A 22,941-nucleotide genomic window follows, 5' to 3' on the forward strand; every position below is an offset into this window, starting at 1 on the left:
CGGGTGCCGCGAGCCCCGGCGGCTTCCGCCGGCTCGAGAACGCAGGAGGCGCGGTGCGCGTGATCCAGGTCGGCGCCGGCGAGATGGGCCGCGCCTGGTTGCGCACCGTGGCCGAGTCGTCCGACGTGGAGCTGGTCGGCATCGTCGACCTCGACCTCGACGCCGCCCGGGCCGGTGCCGCCGCGGCGGGCCTGCCCGACCTGCCCGTCGACCGCGACCTGGCGCAGCTGGTCGAGCGCACCTCCCCGGACGCCGTGCTCGACGTGACCGTGCCGGTCGCGCACCACCCCGTCACGATGCAGGCGCTGCGCCTCGGCCTGCCCGTGCTCGGCGAGAAGCCGGCCGCCCAGACGGTCGCCGAGGCCCTGTCGCTGACGGCGGCGGCCGAGGTGACGGGCGAGCTGTTCATGGTGTCGCAGTCGCGCCGGTACAACGACCAGCTCGTCGCGCTGCGCGCGCACGCCGAGCTGCTGGGCGACGTCGGCATGGTGTCGACGTCGTTCGCCCGGGCACCGCACTTCGGCGGGTTCCGCGAGCAGATGGACGACGTGCTGCTGCTCGACATGGCGATCCACGCCTTCGACTCGGCGCGGTACCTGATCGGCCGCGACCCCGTCTCGGTCTGGTGCGACTCGTGGAACCCGTCGTGGTCGTGGTACCGCGGCGACGCGGCCGCGAGCGTCGTGGTCGAGTTCGAGGGCGGCATCCGGTACCGCTACGACGGGTCGTGGTGCAGCCCCGGTGCCGAGACGTCGTGGAACGGCTCCTGGCGCGTCTCCGGCTCGGGCGGCACGGCCCTGTGGTCGGGCGACGACGAGCCCACCAGCGACCTCGACGGTACGCCCGGGGTCGCCGAGCCGCGACCGAGCGTCGGCGTCGAGATCGCCGGGTCGCTCGCGGCCTTCACGCGGGCGCTGCGGACGGGCGACCGGCCCGACGGCGAGGTCCACGGCAACGTCATGAGCCTGGTGATGGTCGAGGCGGCGATCGCCTCGACGCGGGGCGGGCAGCGGGTGCTGGTCGACGAGGTGCTCGAGAAGGCGCTTCGCGAGGCCGTCGAGGCCGAGCGCGACCCCGAGGTGCGTGCCCGACTCGAGTCGTGGCGGTCCGTGCGGGGTGCCCTGCAGGGCGACCCGGCGGCGGACGGCGACGGTCTCGGCGAGCCGGCCCGCGCCTCCTCGGCGGCGTCCGGCGTCGGCCTGCAGGAGGCGCGGTGACCGGAGGGGGCGAGCTGCGGTTCGCCCTCGTCGGACACGGGTTCATGGGTGCGGCGCACTCGCAGGCCCTCCGCGTCGCCCCGGCCTTCGTCGACCTGCCGCTCGCCCCGGTGATGGCGACGCTGGTCGGCCGCGACGTGGCCGCCACCCGGGCCGCCGCCGACCGGTGGGGCTGGCGCTCGACCGCCGCGGACTGGCACGACGTGCTCGACGACCCGGAGATCGACGTGGTCGACATCTGCTCGCCCGGGTCGACGCACGTCGAGATCGCGGTGGCGGCGCTCGAGGCCGGCAAGCACGTGCTCTGCGAGAAGCCGCTCGCCAACACGGTGGTCGAGGCCGAACGCATGGCCGAGGCCGCGGCGAGCGCCGCCGAGCGCGGCGTCTTCGCGATGGTGGGCTTCTCGTACCGCCGGGTGCCCGCGGTGACGCTGGCGCGCGACGTCGTGCGGTCGGGACGTCTCGGCGAGGTGCGTCAGGTCCGGGCGCAGTACCTGCAGGACTGGCTGGTCGACGCCGACGACCCGATGACCTGGCGGCTCGACAAGTCGGTCGCCGGCTCGGGCGCGCTCGGCGACATCGGGGCGCACGCGGTCGACGCGGCGCAGTTCGTGACCGGTTCGGCCGTGACCGAGGTCTCGGGCACGCTGCACACCTTCGTGACCGAGCGGCCGCTGGTCGACGAGTCGGTGGCGACCTCCGGCCTCGGCGGCGTCGCGGGCTCGGAGCGCGGAGCGGTGACCGTCGACGACGCCGCCTGGTTCACGGCCCGAATGGAAGGAGGCGCGATCGCGTCGGTCGAGGCGTCGCGGTTCGCGACCGGCCGGAAGAACGCCTTCCGGCTCGAGGTCTCGGGGTCGCGGGGAGCCGTGGCGTTCGACCTCGAGCGCCCCAACGAGCTCGAGCTGCTCGAGGTCGACGGCCCCGACTCGGGCTTCCGCCGCGTGCTGGTGACCGAGCCCGAGCACCCCTACGTCGGCGCCTGGTGGCCCGCGGGTCACGGCCTCGGCTGGGAGCACGCGTTCACGCACCAGCTGAGCGACCTCGTGGTGGCCCTGGCCGCGGGCCGGCAGCCGACGCCGTCGTTCGCCGACGGGCTGCGGGTGCAGCGGGTGCTGGACGCGGTCGAGCGGTCGTCCGGGGCCGGGTCGGTCTGGACGCCGGTCGGCTGAGCCCGGCGCCGGCGCTTCCGGCGCCGGACCGCACGCCGCCACGATGTGAACACGCCGCCACGTTTAAACGTGGCGGCGTGTTCATCACGTGGCGGGGTGTTCATCACGTGGCGGGGTGACGCGCGCAGGTCGCCGCCGCCGCCGGCTACCCGCGGCGGCGGCTCGCGACGAGCGCGACGACGAGCCCCGAGATGACGACGGCACCCACGGCGTTGGTGACCCGCGCTCGGCGGCGGTAGCGCTGGTGGGCCTGGTCGGTGGCCTCCATCGCGGCGATCGTGACGGTCTCGGCGACGTCGCGCACGGTCTTCTCGGCCCGGTCGGCGATCACCTCGGCACGGTCGACCAGGTCGTGGGCCGACGACCCGGCCCGGTCCGTGACGTCGCGCACGGCCGTCTCGGCCCGGCCCGCGAGGTCGTGCAGGGCACCGCGGGCGACGGACGGCACGACGTCGGAGGTGTCGATCAGTTCACGGGCCCGCCGGGCGGCGCGGGTGACGAAGTCGTCGGGATCGGTGGTGCTCATGGTGGCTCTCCGTTCGCCCGGGCACGGGTGCGACGGGTCCCCGCCATCGTGCTCCCCTCCGGACGGCGCGGGTACGCACGTCCGCGGTCGAGCCGTCGAGCCGGAGGAGACGCATGCGCCCGCACACCCGCGCACCCGCACCCGCACCCGCCGCGCCACCCTGAACCGCCACCGAGCGCGCAGACTGGCCTCCGACCCCCGACGGAACGAGCCCCTCCCCATGACCACCACCGTCCTCCTCGCCGGTGCGACCGGCGACCTCGGGCAGCGCATCGCCCGCGAGCTGCTCCGCGACGCCGCGAGCGACGTGCACCTGCGCGTCCTGACCCGCCCCGGCAGCACCGCCGCGACCACGCTGTTCGGTGACGACGACCGGGTCGAGGTGACCCGCGCCTCCTACACGGACGTGCCCGCCCTGACCGAGGCCGCCCGCGGTGCCGACGTCGTCGTGTCGGCCGTGAGCGGCGTCCGCCCGGTGATCGTCGACGCGCAGCGCGCCCTGCTGACGGCAGCCGTCGCGGCGGGCGTGCCGCGGTTCGTGCCGTCGGACTACTCGGCCGACTACCGCAGCATCCCGCCGGGCAGCAACCGCAACTTCGAACTGCGGCGAGAGTTCGCGGCCGACGTCGACGCGGCACCGATCCGGGCGACGTCCGTGCTGAACGGCATGTTCACCGACCTGCTGACCGGGGACGCGCCGATGGTCCTGTTCGACCGCCGGCGGGTGCTGTTCTGGTCGTCGGCCGATCAGGTGCTCGACTTCACGACGAAGGACGACGTCGCCCACGTCGTCGCCGGGGTCGCGCTCGACCCCGAGGCGCCGCGGGTCGTCGAGGTCGCCGGCGACCAGGTCACGGCCCGCGAGGTCGCCCGCACGATGAGCGAACTCACGGGCACGCCGTTCAGACCGCAGTGGGCCGGCACGACCGGCACCCTCTCGGCGATGGCGGCCGTCATGCGTCGCACGTCGAAGGGCGGCGACACCTTCCCCGCCTGGCAGGGCATGCAGTACTTCGTCAACATGTTCAGCGGTGACGCGCAGCTGCGTCACCTCGGCGGTGCCCGCTACGCCCCCGAGCGCTGGACGACCGTGCGCGACGTCCTCGCGACGCGCGTCGGCAACGCAGGCGGGTCCGCGGCCTCGGCAGCGGCCTCGGCCTCGGCCTGAGCGTCCAGTCCGCCCCCACCGGTCCAGCGATGCCGAGAAGGCATGGCAGGCCGGGGAGGGCTCCCTACATCTCGTTTTCCCGATACTGGGTCTTTATCGGAAAATTCGAATAACAACGAGTTATCCGAAAAATCGGATAGTGTTCCGTTATCAAGAAAACGAGATACGAGAAGGACGTGGCATGAGGAGTTCACCCATCAGGGACGCCGCCACACTCGGCCTCGTGCTCCGCCATGCCCGCATCCAGCGGGGCCTGACACAGACGGACCTGGCCGAGATCCTGGACGTCCATCAGAGCTACATCGCCGGAATGGAAGCAGGCAAGTCCGTCAAGGCCGTCGAGCGCCTCCTCGAGATGGCCCGCGAGACCGGGGTCACCATCATCGCCGAGGTGGACGACGACCCCGTGAGCGGTCCCCGAGGGAACCGATGACCGAACTCGCCGTCGAGCTGTACGGGCACCGCGTGGGGACGATCGTCGAGGCTGCGGGGACGTTCGACTTCCATGCCGATGCCGACGCGATCGATCGTCACGGCCTCGGCAGCTCGATCCTCTCCTTCGCCGTACCCCTCGTGCCCCGGGCTCGTCCGGGCGACGCGCCTCTTCGCCGAAACTTCTTCGACGAGATCCTCCCCGAGGGGCGAGCGCGAACCCGTCTCGCCGGCAATGCGAAGCTCGCGCCCGACTACACGGTCGGCATGCTGGCCCGCTACGGCCGCGACGTCGCCGGTGCCGTGGTCGTGTGGGACCCCATGGCTCCTGACGAACCCCGAGTACCGACGACGCGCCCGCTGACTCCCGCCGACGTCGCCGACCTCCTGCGCGAGGTCATCCGTGCCCCGGTCGGGAACACGTCGCCGCGCCGGATGTCGTCGCTCGCCGGGGTGCAAGACAAGATCGTCCTGGCCCGGACGGATGACACCTGGGCCGAGCCTCTCGACGGATTCCCCTCGACGCACATCGTGAAGCCGGTGGTGCCGAACCGCCACACGCTCATCTTCGACGAAGAGTACGGCGCGCGGATCGCCAGGCACCTGGGCCTCCTCGACTACGACACGCACCTCGAGGCGTTCGGCGGGGTCACGGCCCTGGTGATCGAGAGGTATGACCGGTCGCCCGAAACCGACGATTCCCGTATCCATCAAGAAGACTTCAACCAGATCCTCGGGATGTCCGGCGATGGCAAGTACCAGGGCGACGGCGTGGGCGAGTCCCATCCCGGGCTGGCCGCCATCGCCCGCGTCGTGCGTCGCGCCGGCAGGGCATCACTCATCCGACTCCTGCAGATGACGACGATGTCGGTCGCCGTGGGCAACCTCGACATGCACGCCAAGAACATCTCGATGCTCCACCTGCCCGACGGGACGAGCCGGCTGGCACCCGCCTACGACATCGTGCCGCAACTGCACCAGTACGAGAAACACGTCGTCGCGCTCAAGGTCAACGGGAAGTCCTTGCACGCCGACATCACGCTCGCCGACCTCGTGGCCGAGGGTCGCGGGTGGGGTCTGCGACAAGCGGAGTCGGTCGTCGTCGACACCGTCGCGAGCATCCTCGAATTCGCCCAGGAGGAGCGTCAGCACCCGGCGGCGCACTTCACCCTCTCCGAGGACATCACCCGACTCTGCCGACGACTCCTCGACGGCCACGACGGTCGAGTGACACCTCGTGCCACCGACTCGGGCACGACGACGGTCGTGTCCACCACCGCATCCGAGTGGGCACCCCTCGCCCAGGCACCCGGCGGCTGGGGAGGCCCCGTCGCTCGGTGAGCGCGCCCTCAGGCCTGAGGCCGGCGGACCAGACCCCAGGAGGCGCGGGCCGTCTCGATCGAGGAGCCCGCTAGCGTGGCCGGATGAGCACCGACGAGTGGGAAGACCGCGTCGCCGCCCTCTGGGCCGACGAGACCGTCGACGACGAGCAACGCATCGAGCGCATGACGGCGTTGGCCGCCGCCGCCCCGCACCCTGCCCTGGGCGAGTTCGAGCTCGGCGGCGCCCACGACTCGGGCGGGCGCGAGGCCGAGGCCCACGTCCACTACGCCGCCGCGACCGAGGCCGGCCTGGACGCCGTCGACCCCGGCCGGGCCGCCCGCATGGTCGTCCAGCACGCCTCGACCCTCCGCAACCTCGGTCGCGTCGACGAGGCGATCACGATGCTGCGCGACGCCCCCGCGCACCCCGCCACCGGGGCCGCCCCGAAGGTCTTCCTCGCACTCGCCCTGCACAGCGCCGGTCGCGCCGACGAGGCCCTGCGGGTGGCGATCGAGGCCGTCGAGCCGACGCTTCCCCGCTACCACCGCTCGGTCCGCGCCTACGCCGCGGCCCTCACCGATGCCTGAAACGCAGGAGGCGCTGGTCCCTAGAATCGGAGCATGCCCTTCGACCAGTGGTACGACGACGCCACCCGCGAGGCCGCGACGGCACGGGTCCTGCAGCGCAAGATGACCAACCCGACCGACCGCAACGTCCTGACGGTGGTCGCCGAAGAGTTCAACGTCCCCCGCCAGACGCTCAGCGACTGGGTCGACCAGGTCTCGCCCGGGTCGGCCAAGCCGCCGCGCAAGCCCCGACCCAAGTTCTCGCAGGTCGTCAAGACGACCAAGGAGGCGCGGGTCGAGTCCCCCACGGACGAGGACGCAGACGAGGTACCGCCGCCCGCCGCACCTCCGGAACCCGCGAGCGAATTCGGGCCCGAGGCCGCGCCGCAGACCGAGCCCGAACGCGAGCCCGACCCCGAACGAGGTCCCTGGTCGCCGGCCGATCCTGCCCCTGAGCCCGAGCCGACTCCGGAGCCCGAGCCCGAGCCCGAACCGCAGACCTCATCCGTGCCCGCACCCGCTGACGACCGCCTCTCCGCCCTCGAGGCCGAGGTCGCTGCCCTCCGCGCCGACAACCGGGCGCTCGTCGAGGCGCTCCGCGTCCTGGTCGACGACTGATGGGGGTGGCCGACCTGCTGGTCGTGCTGGTCACCGGCTTCGTGGTGATCGCCGCGGCGACCGTGGTCGGCCCCCGCCTCGGCGTCGCCGCACCGCTGCTGCTGGTCGCCGTCGGGGTCGCCGCGAGCTTCCTGCCGGTGTTCGCGTCGGTCGAGATCGACCCCGAGCTGATCCTCGCCGGGGTGCTGCCACCGCTGCTCTACTCGTCGGCGGTGTCGATGCCGGCGATGAACTTCCGCCGCGAGTTCGGCGCCATCAGCGGCCTGTCGGTGATCCTGGTCGTGGCGACCGCCCTGCTGCTCGGCGTGTTCTTCCAGCTCGTCCTGCCCGACCTCGGCTTCGCCTGGGGCGTCGCGCTCGGGGCCGTGATCAGCCCCACGGACGCGGTCGCGACGTCGATCGTCAAGCAGACGTCGGTGTCGAAGCGGGTCGTCGCCATGCTCGACGGCGAGAGCCTGCTCAACGACGCGACCGCGCTGGTGCTGTTGCGCACCGCGATCGTGGCGACCGCCGCCTCCTTCTCGTTCTGGGGTGCGCTGGGTACGTTCGCCTACTCGGTCGTGGTCGCCCTCGTGATCGGCCTGGTCGTCGGCTGGGCCAACCTCACCGTGCGGAGGCGCGTCACCGACTCGACCGTCAACACGGTGATCTCGTTCGCGGTGCCGTTCGTCGCGTCGCTCCCGGCGAGCGCCGTCGGGGCGTCCGGGCTGGTGGCCGCGGTGGTCGCCGGGCTGGTGACCGGCTTCCGCGCGCCACGCGAGCTGTCGCCGCAGAACCGCCTGTCGGACACACAGAACTGGCGAACGGTCGAGCTCGTGCTCGAGGGTGCGGTCTTCCTCACCATGGGCCTGCAGATCAAGTCGATCGTCGTGGACGTGCAAGAGGACCACTCCGGGGTGGCACCGGCGCTGCTGATCGCGGTCGGCGCATTGGTGCTGACGATCGTCGTGCGGGCGGCGTACGTCGCGCCGCTGCTGCGGGTGCTGTCGGCCCGGGCCCGGCACGCCGAGGCGATGCAGCCGCAGGTGCAGGGCATGCAGCAGCGCATCGAGTCCGAGGGCGCCGGCGGCTCGTTCGCCGAACTGAACCGGCGGGGGCGCAGCGACCCGCGGCAGCTCGAGGCCGGCACACGCACCCCCTCGCAGCGCACGCTCGACCAGTTCACGAGGCGGGTCACGCAGGGCCTGGCCGACATCGAGTACTTCCTGAGGCAGCCGCTCGGCTGGCGCGACGGCACGGCGGTCGTCTGGGCGGGGATGCGCGGGGCCGTGACGGTCGCGGCGGCGCAGACCCTGCCCGAGGACACCCCGCAGCGGCCGGTGCTGGTGTTGGTCGCGTTCGCGGTGGCGGCGCTGTCGCTGCTGCTGCAGGGCGGGACGATCGGGCCCCTGCTGAGGCGTCTGTCGCCACCGGTCGACGAGGCCGCACAGCACGCGCACGACGAGTCCGAGCGCACCAAGATCTTCGAGCTGATGCGGACGAGCGCCGACACCGTCCCGGGCCCCGACCCCCGCACGGTCGACCGCTCGACGGAGGGCTTCGACGCGTCGATGGCCCACACCTTGGCGATGCTGGCGGCGCAGCGCGAGGCCCTGCTCGACGCCCGCGACAACGGCCTGTTCGACGCCGACGTCCTCGCGGACGCCCTCGCCAACCTCGACGCCTCCGAGATCGCGATCGAGCTCCGCGGCCGCCTCGCCGACTGAGCGGGCGCACCGGGGCCGTCGTCGACCGCAGGAGGCGCGGGTCGGGTGACCAGCGCCTCCTCGGTGACCGGGCCTAGCGGCGGTCGGCCGCGCGCGCCTCCCGGGGGAGGCGGAAGCCGTCGCGGTAGACGCCCACGACATCGAGGGCGACGCCCACGAGGGAGCGGACGGCGGTGCGCCGCTCGCGCGAGCCGTACCAGTTGCGGTGGAGACGCCAGAGCTCGACGATCCCCCGCACGAGCAGTCCCCCGCCGAAGAAGAGGGCGGCGATCCAGAAGATGCCGGTCGAGCCGAAGACGACGACGGCACCGCTGCAGACGACCAGCGTCACCACGAAGGTGATCGTCAGCGTGCGCGGGCTCGGCAGCTGTCGGCCGTGCTCGCCGGTCCAGTACGACGACAGCAGGTAGAGGGCGTCCTCGCGTGAGCCTCCGCCCTGCCGGAGGCGCTCGACAGCGGCGTCGGTGCGCGCGAACCGCTCGGGCCCGTCGGTCTGGCGCACCGCGGCGCTGGTCAACGCGACGATGCGGATCACGGGAGGTTCGCGTCGAGCCACCAGGCCATCCTGCCGGACGCAGGCCGCCACCCTCCGGACCGGCCCGCGATGTCCCCCGCCTGGCCGAAAGACGAGTGCCCGGCGACCCGAGCCTGGAAGCTCACTGGAGGTCGATGACGGGCGGGCCACCGCACGCGTCCGAATGGTGTGTCGACCACGACACAGCGTGTCCGCACCGCGGCACGGCGATCCCGGCCACCGACCCGAGTGGCCCCGCCGAGAGAAGGACCACCATGAGCTCAGACGACGAGAAGCAGGCCGACGCAGGCTTCGCCGGCAGGTTCCGCGACCAGCTCGGAACCCGGGCGATCGAGCCCTTCGTCAAGGCCGTGCGCACCGAACTGAGATCGGCACGCGACGAGATCGCCGACCGGGCCCGTGACGCGCGATCGGGCGTCGTGATGCTCGCCGTCGGGGCCGTCCTCGCGGTCGTGACCGTGATCCTCCTGGCCGGCACCGCCGTCGCCCTGCTGGCGCTGGCCCTTCCGGTGTGGGCCGCGGCGCTGATCACCTTCGCCGTGTTCGCCGTCGTGACCGCGGTGCTCGTCGCCGTAGGCCTGAAGGGCGTCGCGCGCGGCATCCCGCCGGTGCCCGCCGACACGGTGAAGAACCTCACCTCGTCCGCCGACTAGCCGTCCGCTCCCCCCGGCACCCCGAGAACCCGGCACCCCTCCCTACCCGACACCGTCCGCACCCGACACCAGAGAGCCACCCATGCCCCGCACCCCCTCCGCCAGCCGCACCACCAAAGAGCAGCGCACCCAGCACGCCGAGACCTACACGCCGCTCGCACGGTACGCCTCCGAGGCGTTCGGAGCGTTCCTCCTCGTCGTCGGAGGCGTGGGCACGGCTGTCTTCGCCTCGTCGTTCCCGGACGACACCAACACCCTCGGCGTCGGCTTCCTCGGAGTGGCCCTGGCGTTCGGGCTCAGCGTGATGGCCGGCATCTACGCCGTCGGCCACATCTCGGGTGGCCATTTCAACCCGGCCGTGACGGTCGGCTTCGCCCTGGCCGGCCGGACCACGTGGGCGAGCGTGCCCGGCTACGTCGTGGCGCAGCTCGTCGGTGCGACCGCCGGGGCGAGCGTCGTGGCGCTCGTCGCCGCGGACGGCCCCGCCGGCTACTTCACCGCGGCTCGTGAGTCGGGCTTCGCGTCGAACGGCTTCGGTGCGTCGTCGCCCGGCGGTTTCGGCCTCGGAGCCGTGCTCGTCACCGAGATCGTGCTGACGGCCGTGTTCGCCGGCGTGATCCTCTCGGTAACCGCCAAGAACGAGTACAAGGCCCTGGCGCCCCTGGCGATCGGCCTGACCCTGACGCTGATCCACCTGATCAGCATCCCGGTGAGCAACACGTCGGTGAACCCCGCCCGCTCGCTCGCGGCGGCTCTGTACGGCGGCCCCGACGCCCTGGCGCAGGTCTGGGTCTTCTTCGTGGCGCCCCTCATCGGAGCCGCCCTCGCGGGTCTCGCCCACCGCGTCCTGCGCCGTCGCGCCTGACCCGCCTGACCCGCCGGGCACGGCGTGGGCATCGTTTTCGTCGAGACTCCTGACGACCGCGACAACGGCCTGTTCGACGCCGACGTCCTCGCGGACGCCCTCGCCAACCTCGACGCGTCCGAGACCGCCATCGAGCTCCGCGGAGGCCTCGCCGACTGACCCCGGCGGAGGCGGGCCGTCGTCGCCCGTAGGAGGCGCGGGTCAGGTCCCCCACATCGCATCGCGTCATCGACGGTCACCCGTCGTCTCGCGTGAGCGATGGTCAGCGCGAGCTGGTGACCCCGGAGCGGGCATGGCCCGACCCGTCGTCCGCGACGACATGTCGCTCGACGCTCAGGTGGCGAGATCGCTGTTTCCAGCTCGAGAAAAGATAGGCCAGGCCGAGGCCGGCGTAGACCACGCCGGCAACGATCGATGTGACCGTCTCGACATGGACCGCGGAGGGTACGAGCAGGCTCAGCCCACTGAGCCCGAAGAACACGGCTAGCACGACGCCAGACGCCAGGCCCCCGGTCAGCTGCCACGCAGGTCGGGCCGAACCCACGGGTTCGTCCGGCCCCCTGAACACCCGCGCGCAGAAGAGGCTGGTGCCGACCGACAGGGCCAGGGTGACGACGAGCGTCGCCGTCTCACCGAAAACAAGGGCCACGGTGAGTCCGAGCCCGAATCCGACGACGACGACCGCCAAGACGAGGCCGACCTTGGTCGTCGCCGAGGTGATGCGAAGGGTCATGAGAACTGTCCTGACTACGCGATGACGAAGAACTTGTAGTAATTGCAGTAGTTAGCTGCGCAGTTGTAGAACACTGCCTTGATACGCTTTTTTTGATAGTGGGCCTGAGTGATCGCCTGATCTAATGCTGGAGTGATGCCGCAGCCGACGCCCACGAGATAACTCGTAGGTACGACTCTGCAAAATTGACCGACATTGCCCTTCCTTGCAAACATGTTTTCGACCGTCGTCCTGGACCAGTAGAACGTGGTGGTCTTGTACGACGGGTCTGCGATCACTGGGTAAGCCATGCCGGCGTCGTGGTGGACGACCTGCGTCAGTGTCGCACCAGAAATCTCGAATGAGGTATCGACGGAAGTCCCATCGGCTTGGTAAGCCCACGGCGCGTCGAACCGGCCGAGCGGGGTTCCATCGGCCAGGACGATGATGGCTCCTCCATCGTCCCCCAGAGCAAGACTGCCGCCGGCTGGAAGCACCAACGGGTACTCGTAACGAGAAGGGGCGGTTGGGGAATCGATCACAGTGGCGATACGGAGAGATCCATCCTCGCGGACACTCGGCACTGACGACGACCCATTCCTGTTGTCGATGACCAGAGTGCTCGAGTCGACGATCACGGGGTCGCCCGCTTGTTCATCGAAGGGCAGCCCGATTCTGAGGTCGAGACCGCTGTCAACACCGATACCTTCAGTCGGATCGGCGGGTAGGTCGACATCGACCGGACCGGCTGTTCCAGCAGGCCCAGACCCTCGTGCTTCTGTCGAGAGTTCGGCAGGCGCAGCGACCGGCGGGGCAACGGCGGCGACAGCAGAAGCTGCCGCTACCGCTGTGTCGTAGGGGCTTCTCGAGACCGCGTGAGCAGGCGCAGCCAGGAGGCAGGCCCACAGAGCGATCGCGGCCACGGGCGCCACGAAGCGAATGGACTCGAGTGATGTCATCAGGCTCCTCCATTTGTCTGCGTTGATATTCCAGAGTTCCAATGTAGAAGCTGATTGCCTGATGGGCAAGAGATTTAATGAGAAACACGAGTAGGGAGCCCTGCGGGTTCCCCTGTACGCGCAGTCCGCCGCCGAACGCGTTCGGTTCGGGGAGCTACCTCAACAATGCCCGCGACCAGTGGTCGAGCAGGGGGTCCTCGCTCGGCACCTTCATGGTCGACAGCATGAAGGCCCAGGTGGACCCGATCATCAAGCGGTGACGCCACGGGCGGAGCCCGGACCGACCGCAGGAGGCGCGGTGCGAGATCGTCGCGCACCGCGCCTCCCTAGGATCGGGGCATGCCTCTCGACCAGTGGTACGACGACGCGAGCCCCCCGCGCGAATCGGCACGTCCCGACGAGCGGATGGCCGACACGAACGAGATCGTGCACGTGGTCCTGGTCGAGTGGGCCGAGGGAGCCCCGGCCGACGTGGCCGAGCAGGCGTCGCGGCTGTCGACCGAGCACCTGACCGGCATCGACGGCGTGCTGTCGGTGTCGAGCGGAGGCAGCGTCAGCCCCGAGCAGCTCGAGGCCGGCTTCGACTGGATGCTCGTGGTGCGTTTCCGTGACGCCGCGGCGCGCGACGGCTACCTCCCCCACCCGTCGCACCAGCCCGTGGCGACCTACCTCGGCGACGCGTCCGCCCGCGTCGTCGTCTTCGACGTCGAGGCCTGACCGACCGAAGGAGGCGCGGGTCGGGTGAGCCGCGCCTCCTCCGGTCGCATTCCCCGCTGTCGCCGGCACCGGCGCGGCGGTAGGTTCACCTCATGAAGCTCCTCGCCGGCCTCCTCACCGCCGTCTTGGTGGTGACGGTGCTGTTGGTGCTCGCCGTGCGGGCCGACCCGGACGTGCCGCTGTCGTTGTCCGGGGCCGACGCGCGCATCCCGTACTGCACGACCTACGAGCTGGTGGTGGCCGCCGACCTGTCGACCGAGACACTGCCGGCCTGTGCGCCGCACGGGGTCGAACTGCGCTTCCCCGACGGAGCCGTCCTCGACCTGCCCGACGAGCCCGGCACCGGGGCCATGTCCTCCGGAGGCCACGACTACACCTACGTCGACGTCGGCGCCTTCGGCCTGTACGCCTCGCGAGCCGACCACGCGTGCGAGCAGATCGAGCAATGGGGCACCCCCGAAGCCATCCGCCGCGTCACCGAGGCCTTCGGCGACGACTACGCCTGCGTCCCCGAGCTCCACTGACCCGAGGAGGCGCGGGTCACCCGAGCACCCGAGGCGTCAGGTCGACGAGCCGCTAGAGCTCTTTCGCGTCCGCCGCTCGAATAGCTGGCCCGAGAAGACTCCGACGACGATCCCGAACAAGGCTAGGCACAGCGGTCCCGCTTCACTGTCGTTCAGGCCGCCACGACGTGCCAGCACGAAGACGACGAACCAGGCCGCCATGGGCAGACAGGCCAGAACCGTGCCCCAGACCCGGTTGCTGAAGGCGGATGCGAGCCCGAAGGCGAACCCTGCCGCGAGGCCGATGAGGACCGTCACGACCGTGCCTCAGCATCTCGCGAAGGTCGGCCACCACGTCCCGAGGATGGGCGGCGCGAGGCGGTCTACCCGTTCGGCGCAACCAGCACCTTCGCGTGCTCCGTCTTCCCGCTGTCGAGCTCCTCGAGCAGCCCCGGCAGCTCGTCGAGTCCGACTGTCCCCGTGATGAGCGGTCCCGCCTCGACCGAGCCGTCGGCGAGCGCCCGCATCGCGCCGACGAAGTCGGAGTGCGTGTAGGCGAGACTGCCGACGACGGTCAGTTCGCGGCTCTGCCAGTCGCCGTACGAGACCTCCGAGGTGGTCATCGGGTAGCCGAGCAGGGCGAGCGTGCCGCCGCGGCGGACGAGCTCGGCGCTCGGCTGGAACAGCGAGGAGGCGCCGGTGCACTCGTAGAGGACGTCCGCGCCGAGTCCGTCGGTCAGTTCGAGCACCCGAGCCGTGAACCCCTCGCCGGGAGCGTGGACGTCGGTGAAGCCGAGGCGGCGGGCGGTCTCGCGCCGCGCCTCCATGGGTTCGACGACGACGACGGCACCGGCGCCGGCGTGGCGGGCGTGCTGGGCGGTGAGCAGGCCGATGGGTCCGGCGCCCTGGACCACGACGACCGAGCCGAGGCGCTGGGCGGCGCGGCGGACGGCGTGGAAGGTGACGGCGGTGGGTTCGACGAGGCCGAGCTGCTCGTCGGTGAGGCCGTCGAGGGCGCGCTGGACGCGGCGTTCGTGGACGGTGAGGTGCTGGGCGAAGGCTCCGTGGGTGGGGGCGTCGGGCGAGATGCCGTTGGCCTCGGCGAAGGCGGTGTCGCAGTGGTCGGGGTGTCCGGCGCGGCACATGGCGCAGGTGCCGCAGGGCGGGCCGACGCTGGCGACGACGCGGTCCCCCACGGCGACGGTCGTGACCCGGCTGCCCGCGGCGACGACGGTGCCGGTCCACTCGTGGCCGAACACCGCAGCGGGGATGATCCCGCCCGACGCCCACCCGTGCGTGTCCGTGGCGCAGACGCCCGTGTAGCGGATGCGCACCACGACCTGCTGCTCCCCCGGAGCCTCGAGGTCGGCCTCGGCGAAGGCCACCGAGCGCTCGGCGTCGACGGTGGCGAAACGGGTGCGGGCAGGCAGGTCGGTCATGCAGCCCAGGGTAGACGTGGGCGACAGGTGTCGCCCACGCTCACGGTCGACTTGCGGCCGCACGTGCGCGGAGTTACGGCGCAGCGCTCGGACACTGGCGACTTGCGACGATGCGCCCGGGGGTGTGAAGAAGGGGCCCCCGCCTCGTGTCTCGAAGGGCGTCGAGGCGAGGGGAAGCAGCAGGTCATGCGCACATCTCCGAGCGCGCTAGATGGACGTGTATCCGCCGTCGATGACGATCTGCTGGCCGGTGATGTAGCTGGAGTTGTCGGACACGAGGAAGCGAACGAGCCCCGTGAGGTCTTCCGGCTTCGCCATGCGCCCCTGCGGGATGAGAGATGTCCAGCTCTCGAGCAGTTCCGGTTCGCGGTCGATGATCTGCTGGGTGAGGTCGGTGAGGACATAGCCCGGTGACATCGAGTTCACGCGGATGCCTCGGCTGGCCCATTCGACGGCCAGGGACTTGGCCAGGTGGGCGACGGCTGCCTTGGACGAGTTGTAGGAGGCAGCCCACTGCGGCACGTTGACGATGAGCCCGGACATGGACGCGATCAGGACGGCACTACCGGTGAGGTCGTTGGCCAGGAGGCCGCGACCGAATGCCTGGGTCGAGAAGAAGGTGCCGGTCAAGTTGACGTCGATGACTTTCCGCCAGTGGTCGGCTGTCACGTCGACGGAGTCCCCGTTGATCTCGATGCCCGCGGCCGTGAGGAGGATCTGTGGGACTCCCAGCTGCTCGGAGATCACGTCGAAGGCGGTGTTGGTTGCGTCCTGGTCGGTGACGTCGAGCTTCTGACCGAGAGCGCGCACGCCGTATTCCTCGGAGAGCGTGTGCGCCGTGTCCTCGACCGTGTCGAGCAGATCGAGCAGCGCGATGTCTGCTCCGTCGGCAGCTAGTGCGCGGGCCACGGTGAGGCCGATGCCGCGTCCTCCGCCCGTGATGACCGCCGTCGTTCCTGTCAGATTGGTGTCCATGAGTTGCTCCTTGTGGTGATGAAGAGTGAGTGCAGGTCTTGGTGGTGGCTAGCGAGCGTCGTCCCAGCCGGTGCGGGCCTCGGCGATGAAGCGTCGGGCAGCTGACGCCGGATCGTCAGAGCTGAGGACGCCACTCGTCGATCCGGTGCCGTCGGCACCGGCGGCCATGATGCTTCGAGCGATGTCGGGTGACGAGACGCCGCCCGCGTGCATCATGAGCACGCGCGGATGGGCGTCCTTCACAGCAGTGTTCGACGACGGGATCCACGCGCGCGTATGGCCTCCGCTCGTTCCGATGAGGTCGGGCGGCTCGAAGAGGATCACGCTCGGATTCAGGGCCGCGGATTCGAGCGCTTCTCGTTCCGTGCCTGCACACACGATGCTGAGGAGGCCAGTCTCGGCGGTGCGGCGAACGGCGTCGGCGAGAGCGTCCGCGCTGAGAGGGTTGCTGTCGTGGTTGAGCATCACTCCGTCAGCAGCGACATCTTCCAGCGCCTCGGCGGTCACGGTGCCGAAAGTGGGACCGATGCCGTCGGCGCTCAGCTCCTGCCCGAAGACGAGCACGCCGGTCTTCAGCTGGACGAGGGGCGAGATGAACGCGGTCGGGACCGTGACGATGACCGTGACGCCGTAGTCGTACCCTGCTCGACCGGCGGCGCGGGCGACGTCCACCATCTCAGGGAGTCTGAGTAAGTTTTTCGGACCGATCTCGAAGAACGGCCCGGTGAGTGCCGCGGTCACGAGCGGAGTAGCTGTCGGAGGTAGCGGGCCGTCTCGGGCAGTGTGCGAGCAGGGTCTCCTTCGGTGGAGCACTCGAGGTTCAGGTAGCCGTCGTAGTCGATGTCTCGAAGGGCCTGGACGATGCCCGGCCAATCGAGGTGGCCGTGGCCGGGGAGAAGCCGGTTGTTGTCACCGAGGTGAACGTGCACCACATGGCCTCGGGCCTGTCGGAGCGACGCGGGGATGTCGGCTTCCTCGATGGACATGTGGAAGACGTCGGGGAGCAGGCCCGCGTTGGTGTGGCCTACCGCCTGGATGATGTCGAGGTTGTCGGAGACCAGGTTGAGGTACTTGCTCTCGTATCGGTTCAGGGGTTCCAGCAGGACGCGACCGTCACTACCCTCGACGATCTCGAGCAGTTCGCGGTAGAAGGCGATGAACGACGTGATCTGGTCATCGCTGAGTTGCTGGAAGGGGTCGAAGAGAGGCAGGGGGTTCTGGACCCCGTATTCGAACTCGATCTCGGTGACGGCACCGATCTCCGCGCACACGGAAGCCGCTTCTTTGTACATGGCGCGGCAGCGTTCACGGAGGTCGGGGTCGGAAGACATGGCCTTCCCGTATATGTCGTCGGTCAAGACGAACTCCACCGGACGAATGCCGGTCCGGCTGGTCAGAGAAGAGAGTTCGGCGCGCACACTGGCGTTCCACTCGCCGAGGGGTTGGAACACGGCGATTGCGTCGTAGCCCCATTCGGCGAGTCGCTCAGCTTTGTCGGTGAGAGTGGCTCCCGGGACCATCGGGGACGAGCAGGCTAATTTCATTTCTCTTCCGTTCATCTCAGCCTCGGTAGAGGCGGTCGAGCGAGTTTTCGAACTGCGCGTACCGCTCGACGCGGTCGCGAGTGGGGTGGGCGGTGAAACGCCGGGTGGTGGGCGGGCTCAGCGTGGCGACGTCATCGATCCCGTCGATCTCGCCCGCCGTGACGAGAGCCAGCGCAGCCGCCCCGCGACATGTGGCTTCTTTCTCGTCGGGCACAATGACGTCGACCCCGCAGACGTCGGCTTTGAGCTGACTCCAGAAGGACGATTCGGCCCCGCCTCCCGTCGAGACGATCTCCCGGACCGTGTCGACGGTCAGGTAGTCGACGTTTCGGCGCAGGAGGTGCGCGATGCCCTCCTCGACGGCATAGGCCATGTCGATGCGGTCGTGGGAAAGGGTCAGACCGAGCATGGCTCCCCGCGCGTTGGGGAGGAAGTCGGGCGGGTTGAGACCTGTCAGGTAGGGCAGGAAAAGGGGCGCTGTCGTGGGAGGCCGCTGCTGCAGCTGGCCTTCGAGGGCGTGGTAGCTCATACCTGACAGCCCTTGTTCCCGGAACCACTCGAGGGCGACCCCGCCACTGTCGGCACCGTTGAAGAGGATCGTCTCCCCTTCTCGTAGCCCTGGGTGGAAGGACACCTTGCGGGCGGCGTCGAAGGTCCAGTCCTCCACCAGCATCGACAGCGACAGGACCGTTCCAGCCGACTCACTGACCACACCTGCTCGGTACGAGCCGGTGCCGACCATGGCGCAGAAGTGATCCAGGGCGCCCGCGTTGACGTGGTAGCTGCGAGCTGGAGGAAGATCGCGGACGACGGCCTGAGCGACGGTGCCGACATCGGTGCCGGCGGGCACGACCTCGGGCAGGGTGGCCGGTTCCACACCGCAGGCGTCCACCATGGCGTCCCAGTAGTCACCTCGGGTCACGTCCCAGAGGTACGTGAAGCCACGCGTGGTCTTCTCGCCCACAGCGAGGCCGGTGAACCGTTGGATCAAGAAATCCTTGATCATCAGCACATTTGCGGCCCGGGCGAGCACGTTCGGTTCGTGCCGCCTGAGCCACAGCAGCTTGGATGCCGGCCACGTGGTACTCGAGAACGGCTCCCCCGTGACGGTGAAAGCCGTGTCCGGATCGAAGAGGCCGGCGAGGTCGTCTGTTTCGGCCACAGCGCGCTCATCGAGCCACGACATGGCCGGTCGGACGGCGCCACCATCCCGGTCGCTCAGGACGAGGGACTCAGCTTGACCCGTGAGGGCGATCACGATGTCGTGACCGGCCGTGCCGCCGGCCGTTCGAGCGCAGTCAGCGATGAGCCTCAACACGGTTCGGAACAGGCCCTCGGGGTCGAACTCGACCTGGACACCGATGCGATCGTAGGTGGCAGCCTGTGACGCGCTTGCGAGTTGACGGAGACTCTCGTCATACAAGACCGTCTTGAGGTTCGTCGTACCGACGTCCACCGCGTAGACCAGCACGCTCAGTCACCGATGAGGTGGAACTGGACGGTGCGGGTCCGGGCCCTCACTGAGTCGAGGTCGCCGAAATAGACCCGGCCGAACTCGCCCAGCACAGCCGAACCGTCGGCGACCGGAACCGTCTCGGATCGACCGAGGATCGACGAGATGATGTGTCCGTCCGTGTTCAAGCCCCACTCCGGAAGCTCCCCACGCAGATCGGCAGCGTTCTTGATGTGAATAGGACCAGGGTGCAGGTACTGTCCTTCGTGCCTCGTCGGAGGGACGATCTTGGACAACACGTTGAGCGTGTCCTGGAGAAGCAGCTGTGTGCCGTAGTAGGTCTTGTCCTCAGACTCTTCCTGGAGGAGAACGCAGCAGCTCGTGTGCTGCGAGTACACGAGAGCGATGCCGTCACGGAAGCCGGTCTGCTCGATGAAGGACACGAGCTGTTCGGTCACGTCGAAGAATTCCTGGCGGGCGGGGGTGTCGACTTCGATGGATCGGCGGTGAGTGACCATGGTTTACCTCTTCGTAAGTACGCGGTGGGGACACTTCACCTTCCCGTGGCGGCCCCACGAGGGGAAGCGGCAAGACTCGATGACCAAATAGCCTGCGGTTATCAATCCGAAAGGGACACCGATGCAGCAAGACGTCACGCTCCGACTTCTGCGCTATTTCGACGCGCTGAGTCGGGAACTGAACTATCGACGTGCGGCGGAGACGCTCTTCATCTCTCAGCCCGCCCTGTCCGGGGGCATCCGACAGTTGGAACAACTCGTCGGCGATCGGCTCTTCGACCGAGACACGAGGTCAGTTGCCCTGACGAGCTTCGGACGTGAGTGGCTGCCATCCGTCCGCTCCGCCCTCCGAGAAGTGGACGCCGCGCTCGATGCTGCTTCCAACCTCGTCGATCACGCTCACGTCCGCATCGGCTACCTCATCGGAACGGGCGCGGATCTCTTGTTCCGCCTCCTCGAGAACGTCGACCAGGAGTTGCCCGGGGTCACGATCGAGACCACTGAGTTCGACTTCTCCGATCCGACAGCCGGCCTTCAGACCGGCGCCACGGACATCGCACTGATTCGTCCCCCAGTGGAAACGGCGGGGCTCGAGATGGCAGTCGTTGCCGAAGAGTCCTGGGTTGCGTGCCTGCCGCGCACCCATCGCCTGGCGAACAGGGCTTCGCTGCGCGTGGGAGAGCTGCTCGATGAACCGATCGTCGTCGCACCGAAGTCGGCAGGTCAGTGGCGCGACTACTGGATGGCCACGGACGCACGACACGGCAAAGCAGCGGTCATCGCTGCGGAAGCTTCGACCTACGAGGCCGAGACCACTCTCGTCTCTCGCGGGGTGGGATTCAGCTTCACGACGTCCTCGATGACTCGCCTCTACGACCGGCCCGGAGTCGCCTTCGTTCCGATCATCGATCGCCCCGTCAGCTATACGACACTCGCCTGGAACCCAGGCCGGTTGTCGGTCTCGGCACGTCGATTGGTGCAGCACATGCTGACTCGGATTCCACTCGGTATCGAGACCGGCAATTAGCCAGTCTTATCAGTAGATAAGGCATCCGGACTTCCGAGCAACGCGCTTTTCTCGGTTCACTCTCTTCACGGCGTTGACCATCCGGTCTGCGAACCAGCAATGAAGCGAGGAGCAGCCATGTCCGAATCAGGTCATCCGTCCATTCCCGTCCAGGCCCACGCCGGTGAAGACGAAGACGCTCGCTTGGCCGAGTTCGGGTACGAACAGAAGCTCGACCGATCGGTGGGAAAGATCGCGTCATTCGCGATCGGCTTCTCGACCATCAGTGCGACCACGGCGGTCTTCACCGGATTCGGTGCCGGCTACGGCAACGCCGGGGCGCCGTTCATCTGGACCCTGTTCCTCGCCATCCCGGTCTTCTTGCTCTGGACCCTGATAGCGGCCGACGTCGCGGCGAAGATTCCCCTCGCCGGCTACGCCTATCAGTGGACGAGTCGGCTGAACGGTTCGAGCTTCGGCTGGTTCACCGGATTCAGCGCCCTGATCGGGTGGGTGAGCGGAATGACGAGCCTCGGCTACATCTTCGCCGGGTACTTCGGAAGCGTCTTCGGATGGGACCTGACGCAGACGTCGCAGATTCTTCTCGCGGTGGGGGTCGTCGCCGTCTGTGCCTTGATCAACGCCTACAAAGTCCGCCTCGCCACGCTGATCAACAACATCGGTGTCGGGATCGAACTCGTCGTCACGATCGGAGTGACGCTGGTCGTGGCCGTCGTGGCGTTCCTCGTCCCCGACAACGCGCAGCCTTTCAGCTCGTTGTTCGAAGGCAAGAGCCCGGACGAGGCGACGCCGTACGTACTCGCGTTCCTCGCCGCCTCGCTCGGCCCGTTCTTCGGCTTGGTGGGTGTCGAGGCCGTTGCCGACGTGGCAGAAGAGACCAAGGGCGCTCGACGGGTCATCCCTCGGACGATGTTCATCGCCTTCGCCGCATCGTGCATCATCGAGTTCGCGATGTACCTCGTGTACACGCTCGCCATCAAGGACGCGGGCGCCGTGGTCGACTCCGCCGCACCCATCGAGGAGATCATCAACCAGCAGCTCGGGCCCGTCATCTCCCGCATCGTCGTCGCCTTCGCCCTCACCAACATCTTGGTGTGCCTGTTGTCCAACATGCTCGTGGGCACTCGACTTCTCTACTCGATGTCCCGGGACAACATGATGCCCTTCTCCGCCGCCCTCAGGCACGTGGCGCCCAACCGTAAGTCCCCGTCGACGTCGGTCATCGTCCTCGGAGCCGTCTCCATCTTGATGCTGTTGTCGGCTCTCGTGAACGAGAGGGCGTTCAACTACTTCCTGGGGATCGCCACCCTGGCCTTCTTCACGTCGTACGTCCTGCAGACCATCGGCCTGCTCATCGCCGCGGTCAAGGGGCGCGTGCCCGAGGCCGAACCGGGCACCTTCACCCTCGGACGAGCCCGCATCCCGATCCTCATCGTCAGCCTGCCCATCTTCCTGGCCGTCGAGGGTGCCCTTCTCTTCCTCCCGGCCTTCGCCGGCAACGGCTTCGTCTTCGCGGGCATCGTGGCCCTGGCGTTCCTCTGGTGGATCATCGTGCTCCGCAAGCGACTCAGCACCGGATTCGCCGGGCCGAACTTCGCCCAGAACCACACGCAGGCGATCCCGACCGCCGAACTCGGTCACTGACCTCTTCGGGGCCGCTGTCGGTTTGGTCGACTCGTGTTGTGTGGGTTTTTCGGGCCGCGTGAGCGACGCGTGAGTCGATCGTCTCGAACTCGATCGGAGTGAGCCGGCCGGCACCCGAGAGGTATCGCATGACGTTCGTGCCGTCTCGGCTTGCTCCGAACACCTCACCCCGAGGAGGCGCGGTGCCAGCATGCAGGGAGCCGCGCAGACCTTGCCCGGCGTGGCCACCCCGGGCGACCCGCCGGCACCGTGCTCTTCACGCCCGAGCCCGCCTTCACGGGAACGGCGACGCCGGTGCCCCACGGGGTGGCCGACGCAGCCGAGGCGACCACCGCCTCCACCCTGACGCCCTCGGTGACCGAGGTCGCGAGGCCCGACACCTCGATCGTCGAGCAAGGAGTTCCCCGGCGTCTCGCCGTAACCGAAACCGACGGAGGCGCGGTGTCGGTCTCCCCCGCCACCCTCCGTCTCGTAGACCCCTCCGGTGTCGACGCCGCCACCGTGGTGGTGTCCGGTGAGGGCACCTGGACGGTGGACGTGCGGAGCTGGTGTTCACGCCCGATCCCACCTTCGTCGGCACGGCGACACCGGTGTCGTACCGGGTCGACACCGCCGCGGGCGACACGGTCGAATCGACGACGGCACGCGGCAGGTGCAGCCCGCCACGGG

Annotated in this window: 27 protein-coding genes; 16 read left to right on the forward strand and 11 right to left on the reverse strand. The window is 69.3% G+C overall.

The features are described 5' to 3' along the window. Nucleotides 1–83: 83 nt before the first annotated feature. Complete coding sequence (locus EDF50_RS12085; protein WP_370454000.1) at nucleotides 84–1,217, forward strand: Gfo/Idh/MocA family protein; 1,134 nt, start codon at nucleotides 84–86, stop codon at nucleotides 1,215–1,217. Next, complete coding sequence (locus tag EDF50_RS12090; RefSeq protein ID WP_255410086.1) at nucleotides 1,214–2,389, forward strand: Gfo/Idh/MocA family protein; 1,176 nt, start codon at nucleotides 1,214–1,216, stop codon at nucleotides 2,387–2,389. Before EDF50_RS12085 ends, EDF50_RS12090 begins: the two co-directional genes overlap by 4 nt. A gap of 145 nt (nucleotides 2,390–2,534) precedes the next feature. Here EDF50_RS12090 and EDF50_RS12095 read toward each other — a convergent pair whose 3' ends face one another. Continuing rightward, nucleotides 2,535–2,915 (reverse strand): hypothetical protein, encoded by a 381-nt coding sequence (locus EDF50_RS12095; RefSeq protein ID WP_123519800.1) that lies wholly within the window; start codon nucleotides 2,913–2,915, stop codon nucleotides 2,535–2,537. A 220-nt stretch (nucleotides 2,916–3,135) separates the two neighbouring features. Between EDF50_RS12095 and EDF50_RS12100 the strand changes: the two genes are divergently transcribed. The 6 genes from EDF50_RS12100 to EDF50_RS12125 all read left to right on the forward strand — a co-directional run bounded on the left by EDF50_RS12100 (nucleotide 3,136) and on the right by EDF50_RS12125 (nucleotide 8,728). Beyond that, the gene (locus tag EDF50_RS12100) at nucleotides 3,136–4,083 is read left to right on the forward strand and encodes an NmrA family NAD(P)-binding protein (RefSeq protein WP_123519801.1); all 948 of its coding nucleotides are present in this window, start codon (nucleotides 3,136–3,138) and stop codon (nucleotides 4,081–4,083) included. A gap of 181 nt (nucleotides 4,084–4,264) precedes the next feature. Continuing rightward, nucleotides 4,265–4,516 carry a helix-turn-helix domain-containing protein gene (locus EDF50_RS12105; protein WP_123519802.1) on the forward strand — a complete coding sequence of 84 codons (252 nt, stop codon included), beginning with the start codon at nucleotides 4,265–4,267 and terminating at the stop codon, nucleotides 4,514–4,516. Next, a complete protein-coding gene (locus tag EDF50_RS12110) occupies nucleotides 4,513–5,856 on the forward strand; it encodes a type II toxin-antitoxin system HipA family toxin (RefSeq protein WP_123519803.1) in 1,344 nt (447 codons plus the stop codon). The genes EDF50_RS12105 and EDF50_RS12110 overlap by 4 nt, the downstream gene beginning before the upstream one ends. A gap of 83 nt (nucleotides 5,857–5,939) precedes the next feature. Further along, nucleotides 5,940–6,425 carry a tetratricopeptide repeat protein gene (locus EDF50_RS12115; protein WP_123519804.1) on the forward strand — a complete coding sequence of 162 codons (486 nt, stop codon included), beginning with the start codon at nucleotides 5,940–5,942 and terminating at the stop codon, nucleotides 6,423–6,425. A gap of 33 nt (nucleotides 6,426–6,458) precedes the next feature. Then, nucleotides 6,459–7,022, forward strand: coding sequence for a hypothetical protein (locus EDF50_RS12120; protein ID WP_123519805.1), 564 nt, complete (start codon nucleotides 6,459–6,461; stop codon nucleotides 7,020–7,022). 5 nt (nucleotides 7,023–7,027) lie between these two features. Continuing rightward, on the forward strand, nucleotides 7,028–8,728 hold the full coding sequence (locus EDF50_RS12125; protein ID WP_370453997.1) for a cation:proton antiporter: 1,701 nt from the start codon (nucleotides 7,028–7,030) through the stop codon (nucleotides 8,726–8,728). 73 nt (nucleotides 8,729–8,801) lie between these two features. Here the strand turns inward: EDF50_RS12125 and EDF50_RS12130 are convergent, their stop codons facing one another. Beyond that, entirely contained in the window at nucleotides 8,802–9,284 is a 483-nt protein-coding gene (locus EDF50_RS12130) for a hypothetical protein (RefSeq protein ID WP_148076831.1), read from the reverse strand. A 233-nt stretch (nucleotides 9,285–9,517) separates the two neighbouring features. On the opposite strand from EDF50_RS12130, the gene EDF50_RS12135 reads away from it, so the two are divergent. The 3 genes from EDF50_RS12135 to EDF50_RS17040 all read left to right on the forward strand — a co-directional run bounded on the left by EDF50_RS12135 (nucleotide 9,518) and on the right by EDF50_RS17040 (nucleotide 10,940). Then, entirely contained in the window at nucleotides 9,518–9,916 is a 399-nt protein-coding gene (locus tag EDF50_RS12135) for a phage holin family protein (protein WP_158612711.1), read from the forward strand. A gap of 82 nt (nucleotides 9,917–9,998) precedes the next feature. Continuing rightward, a complete protein-coding gene (gene aqpZ / locus EDF50_RS12140; RefSeq protein WP_123519809.1) occupies nucleotides 9,999–10,781 on the forward strand; it encodes an aquaporin Z in 783 nt (260 codons plus the stop codon). 24 nt (nucleotides 10,782–10,805) lie between these two features. Next, nucleotides 10,806–10,940, forward strand: a complete 135-nt coding sequence (locus EDF50_RS17040; protein ID WP_255410087.1) for a hypothetical protein — start codon at nucleotides 10,806–10,808, stop codon at nucleotides 10,938–10,940. Nucleotides 10,941–11,043: 103 nt separating this feature from the next. Here the strand turns inward: EDF50_RS17040 and EDF50_RS12145 are convergent, their stop codons facing one another. Beyond that, a complete protein-coding gene (locus EDF50_RS12145; RefSeq protein WP_123519810.1) occupies nucleotides 11,044–11,514 on the reverse strand; it encodes a hypothetical protein in 471 nt (156 codons plus the stop codon). 14 nt (nucleotides 11,515–11,528) lie between these two features. Beyond that, complete coding sequence (locus EDF50_RS16465) at nucleotides 11,529–12,452, reverse strand: hypothetical protein (protein WP_148076832.1); 924 nt, start codon at nucleotides 12,450–12,452, stop codon at nucleotides 11,529–11,531. 77 nt (nucleotides 12,453–12,529) lie between these two features. Here EDF50_RS16465 and EDF50_RS16995 point away from each other — a divergent pair, with 77 nt between their 5' ends. From EDF50_RS16995 to EDF50_RS12155, 3 genes are all read left to right on the forward strand, one after another. Continuing rightward, nucleotides 12,530–12,712, forward strand: coding sequence for a hypothetical protein (locus EDF50_RS16995; protein WP_233570617.1), 183 nt, complete (start codon nucleotides 12,530–12,532; stop codon nucleotides 12,710–12,712). A 79-nt stretch (nucleotides 12,713–12,791) separates the two neighbouring features. Next, nucleotides 12,792–13,169 (forward strand): Dabb family protein, encoded by a 378-nt coding sequence (locus EDF50_RS12150; protein WP_199738775.1) that lies wholly within the window; start codon nucleotides 12,792–12,794, stop codon nucleotides 13,167–13,169. Nucleotides 13,170–13,261: 92 nt separating this feature from the next. Beyond that, the gene (locus EDF50_RS12155; protein WP_123519811.1) at nucleotides 13,262–13,693 is read left to right on the forward strand and encodes a hypothetical protein; all 432 of its coding nucleotides are present in this window, start codon (nucleotides 13,262–13,264) and stop codon (nucleotides 13,691–13,693) included. A 36-nt stretch (nucleotides 13,694–13,729) separates the two neighbouring features. Here the strand turns inward: EDF50_RS12155 and EDF50_RS12160 are convergent, their stop codons facing one another. From EDF50_RS12160 to EDF50_RS12190, 7 genes are all read right to left on the reverse strand, one after another. Next, entirely contained in the window at nucleotides 13,730–13,990 is a 261-nt protein-coding gene (locus EDF50_RS12160) for a hypothetical protein (RefSeq protein WP_123519812.1), read from the reverse strand. A 65-nt stretch (nucleotides 13,991–14,055) separates the two neighbouring features. After that, complete coding sequence (locus EDF50_RS12165; protein ID WP_123519813.1) at nucleotides 14,056–15,111, reverse strand: zinc-binding dehydrogenase; 1,056 nt, start codon at nucleotides 15,109–15,111, stop codon at nucleotides 14,056–14,058. A gap of 207 nt (nucleotides 15,112–15,318) precedes the next feature. Further along, nucleotides 15,319–16,086 (reverse strand): SDR family oxidoreductase, encoded by a 768-nt coding sequence (locus EDF50_RS12170; RefSeq protein WP_123519814.1) that lies wholly within the window; start codon nucleotides 16,084–16,086, stop codon nucleotides 15,319–15,321. A gap of 48 nt (nucleotides 16,087–16,134) precedes the next feature. Then, nucleotides 16,135–16,761 (reverse strand): triose-phosphate isomerase, encoded by a 627-nt coding sequence (locus EDF50_RS12175; protein ID WP_123519815.1) that lies wholly within the window; start codon nucleotides 16,759–16,761, stop codon nucleotides 16,135–16,137. 62 nt (nucleotides 16,762–16,823) lie between these two features. Continuing rightward, complete coding sequence (locus EDF50_RS12180; RefSeq protein WP_158612712.1) at nucleotides 16,824–17,606, reverse strand: sugar phosphate isomerase/epimerase family protein; 783 nt, start codon at nucleotides 17,604–17,606, stop codon at nucleotides 16,824–16,826. A gap of 40 nt (nucleotides 17,607–17,646) precedes the next feature. Continuing rightward, entirely contained in the window at nucleotides 17,647–19,101 is a 1,455-nt protein-coding gene (locus tag EDF50_RS12185; RefSeq protein ID WP_123519817.1) for an L-fuculokinase, read from the reverse strand. A 2-nt stretch (nucleotides 19,102–19,103) separates the two neighbouring features. Further along, nucleotides 19,104–19,601 carry a secondary thiamine-phosphate synthase enzyme YjbQ gene (locus tag EDF50_RS12190; RefSeq protein WP_123519818.1) on the reverse strand — a complete coding sequence of 166 codons (498 nt, stop codon included), beginning with the start codon at nucleotides 19,599–19,601 and terminating at the stop codon, nucleotides 19,104–19,106. A 121-nt stretch (nucleotides 19,602–19,722) separates the two neighbouring features. On the opposite strand from EDF50_RS12190, the gene EDF50_RS12195 reads away from it, so the two are divergent. Together EDF50_RS12195 and EDF50_RS12200 are read left to right on the forward strand one after the other, a co-directional pair. Further along, nucleotides 19,723–20,628, forward strand: a complete 906-nt coding sequence (locus EDF50_RS12195) for a LysR family transcriptional regulator (RefSeq protein ID WP_123519819.1) — start codon at nucleotides 19,723–19,725, stop codon at nucleotides 20,626–20,628. Nucleotides 20,629–20,745: 117 nt separating this feature from the next. Continuing rightward, nucleotides 20,746–22,272 carry an APC family permease gene (locus EDF50_RS12200; protein ID WP_123519820.1) on the forward strand — a complete coding sequence of 509 codons (1,527 nt, stop codon included), beginning with the start codon at nucleotides 20,746–20,748 and terminating at the stop codon, nucleotides 22,270–22,272. Nucleotides 22,273–22,941: the final 669 nt, after the last annotated feature.

Source organism: Frigoribacterium sp. PhB24, from assembly GCF_003755185.1.
Taxonomy (GTDB): Bacteria; Actinomycetota; Actinomycetes; order Actinomycetales; family Microbacteriaceae; genus Frigoribacterium.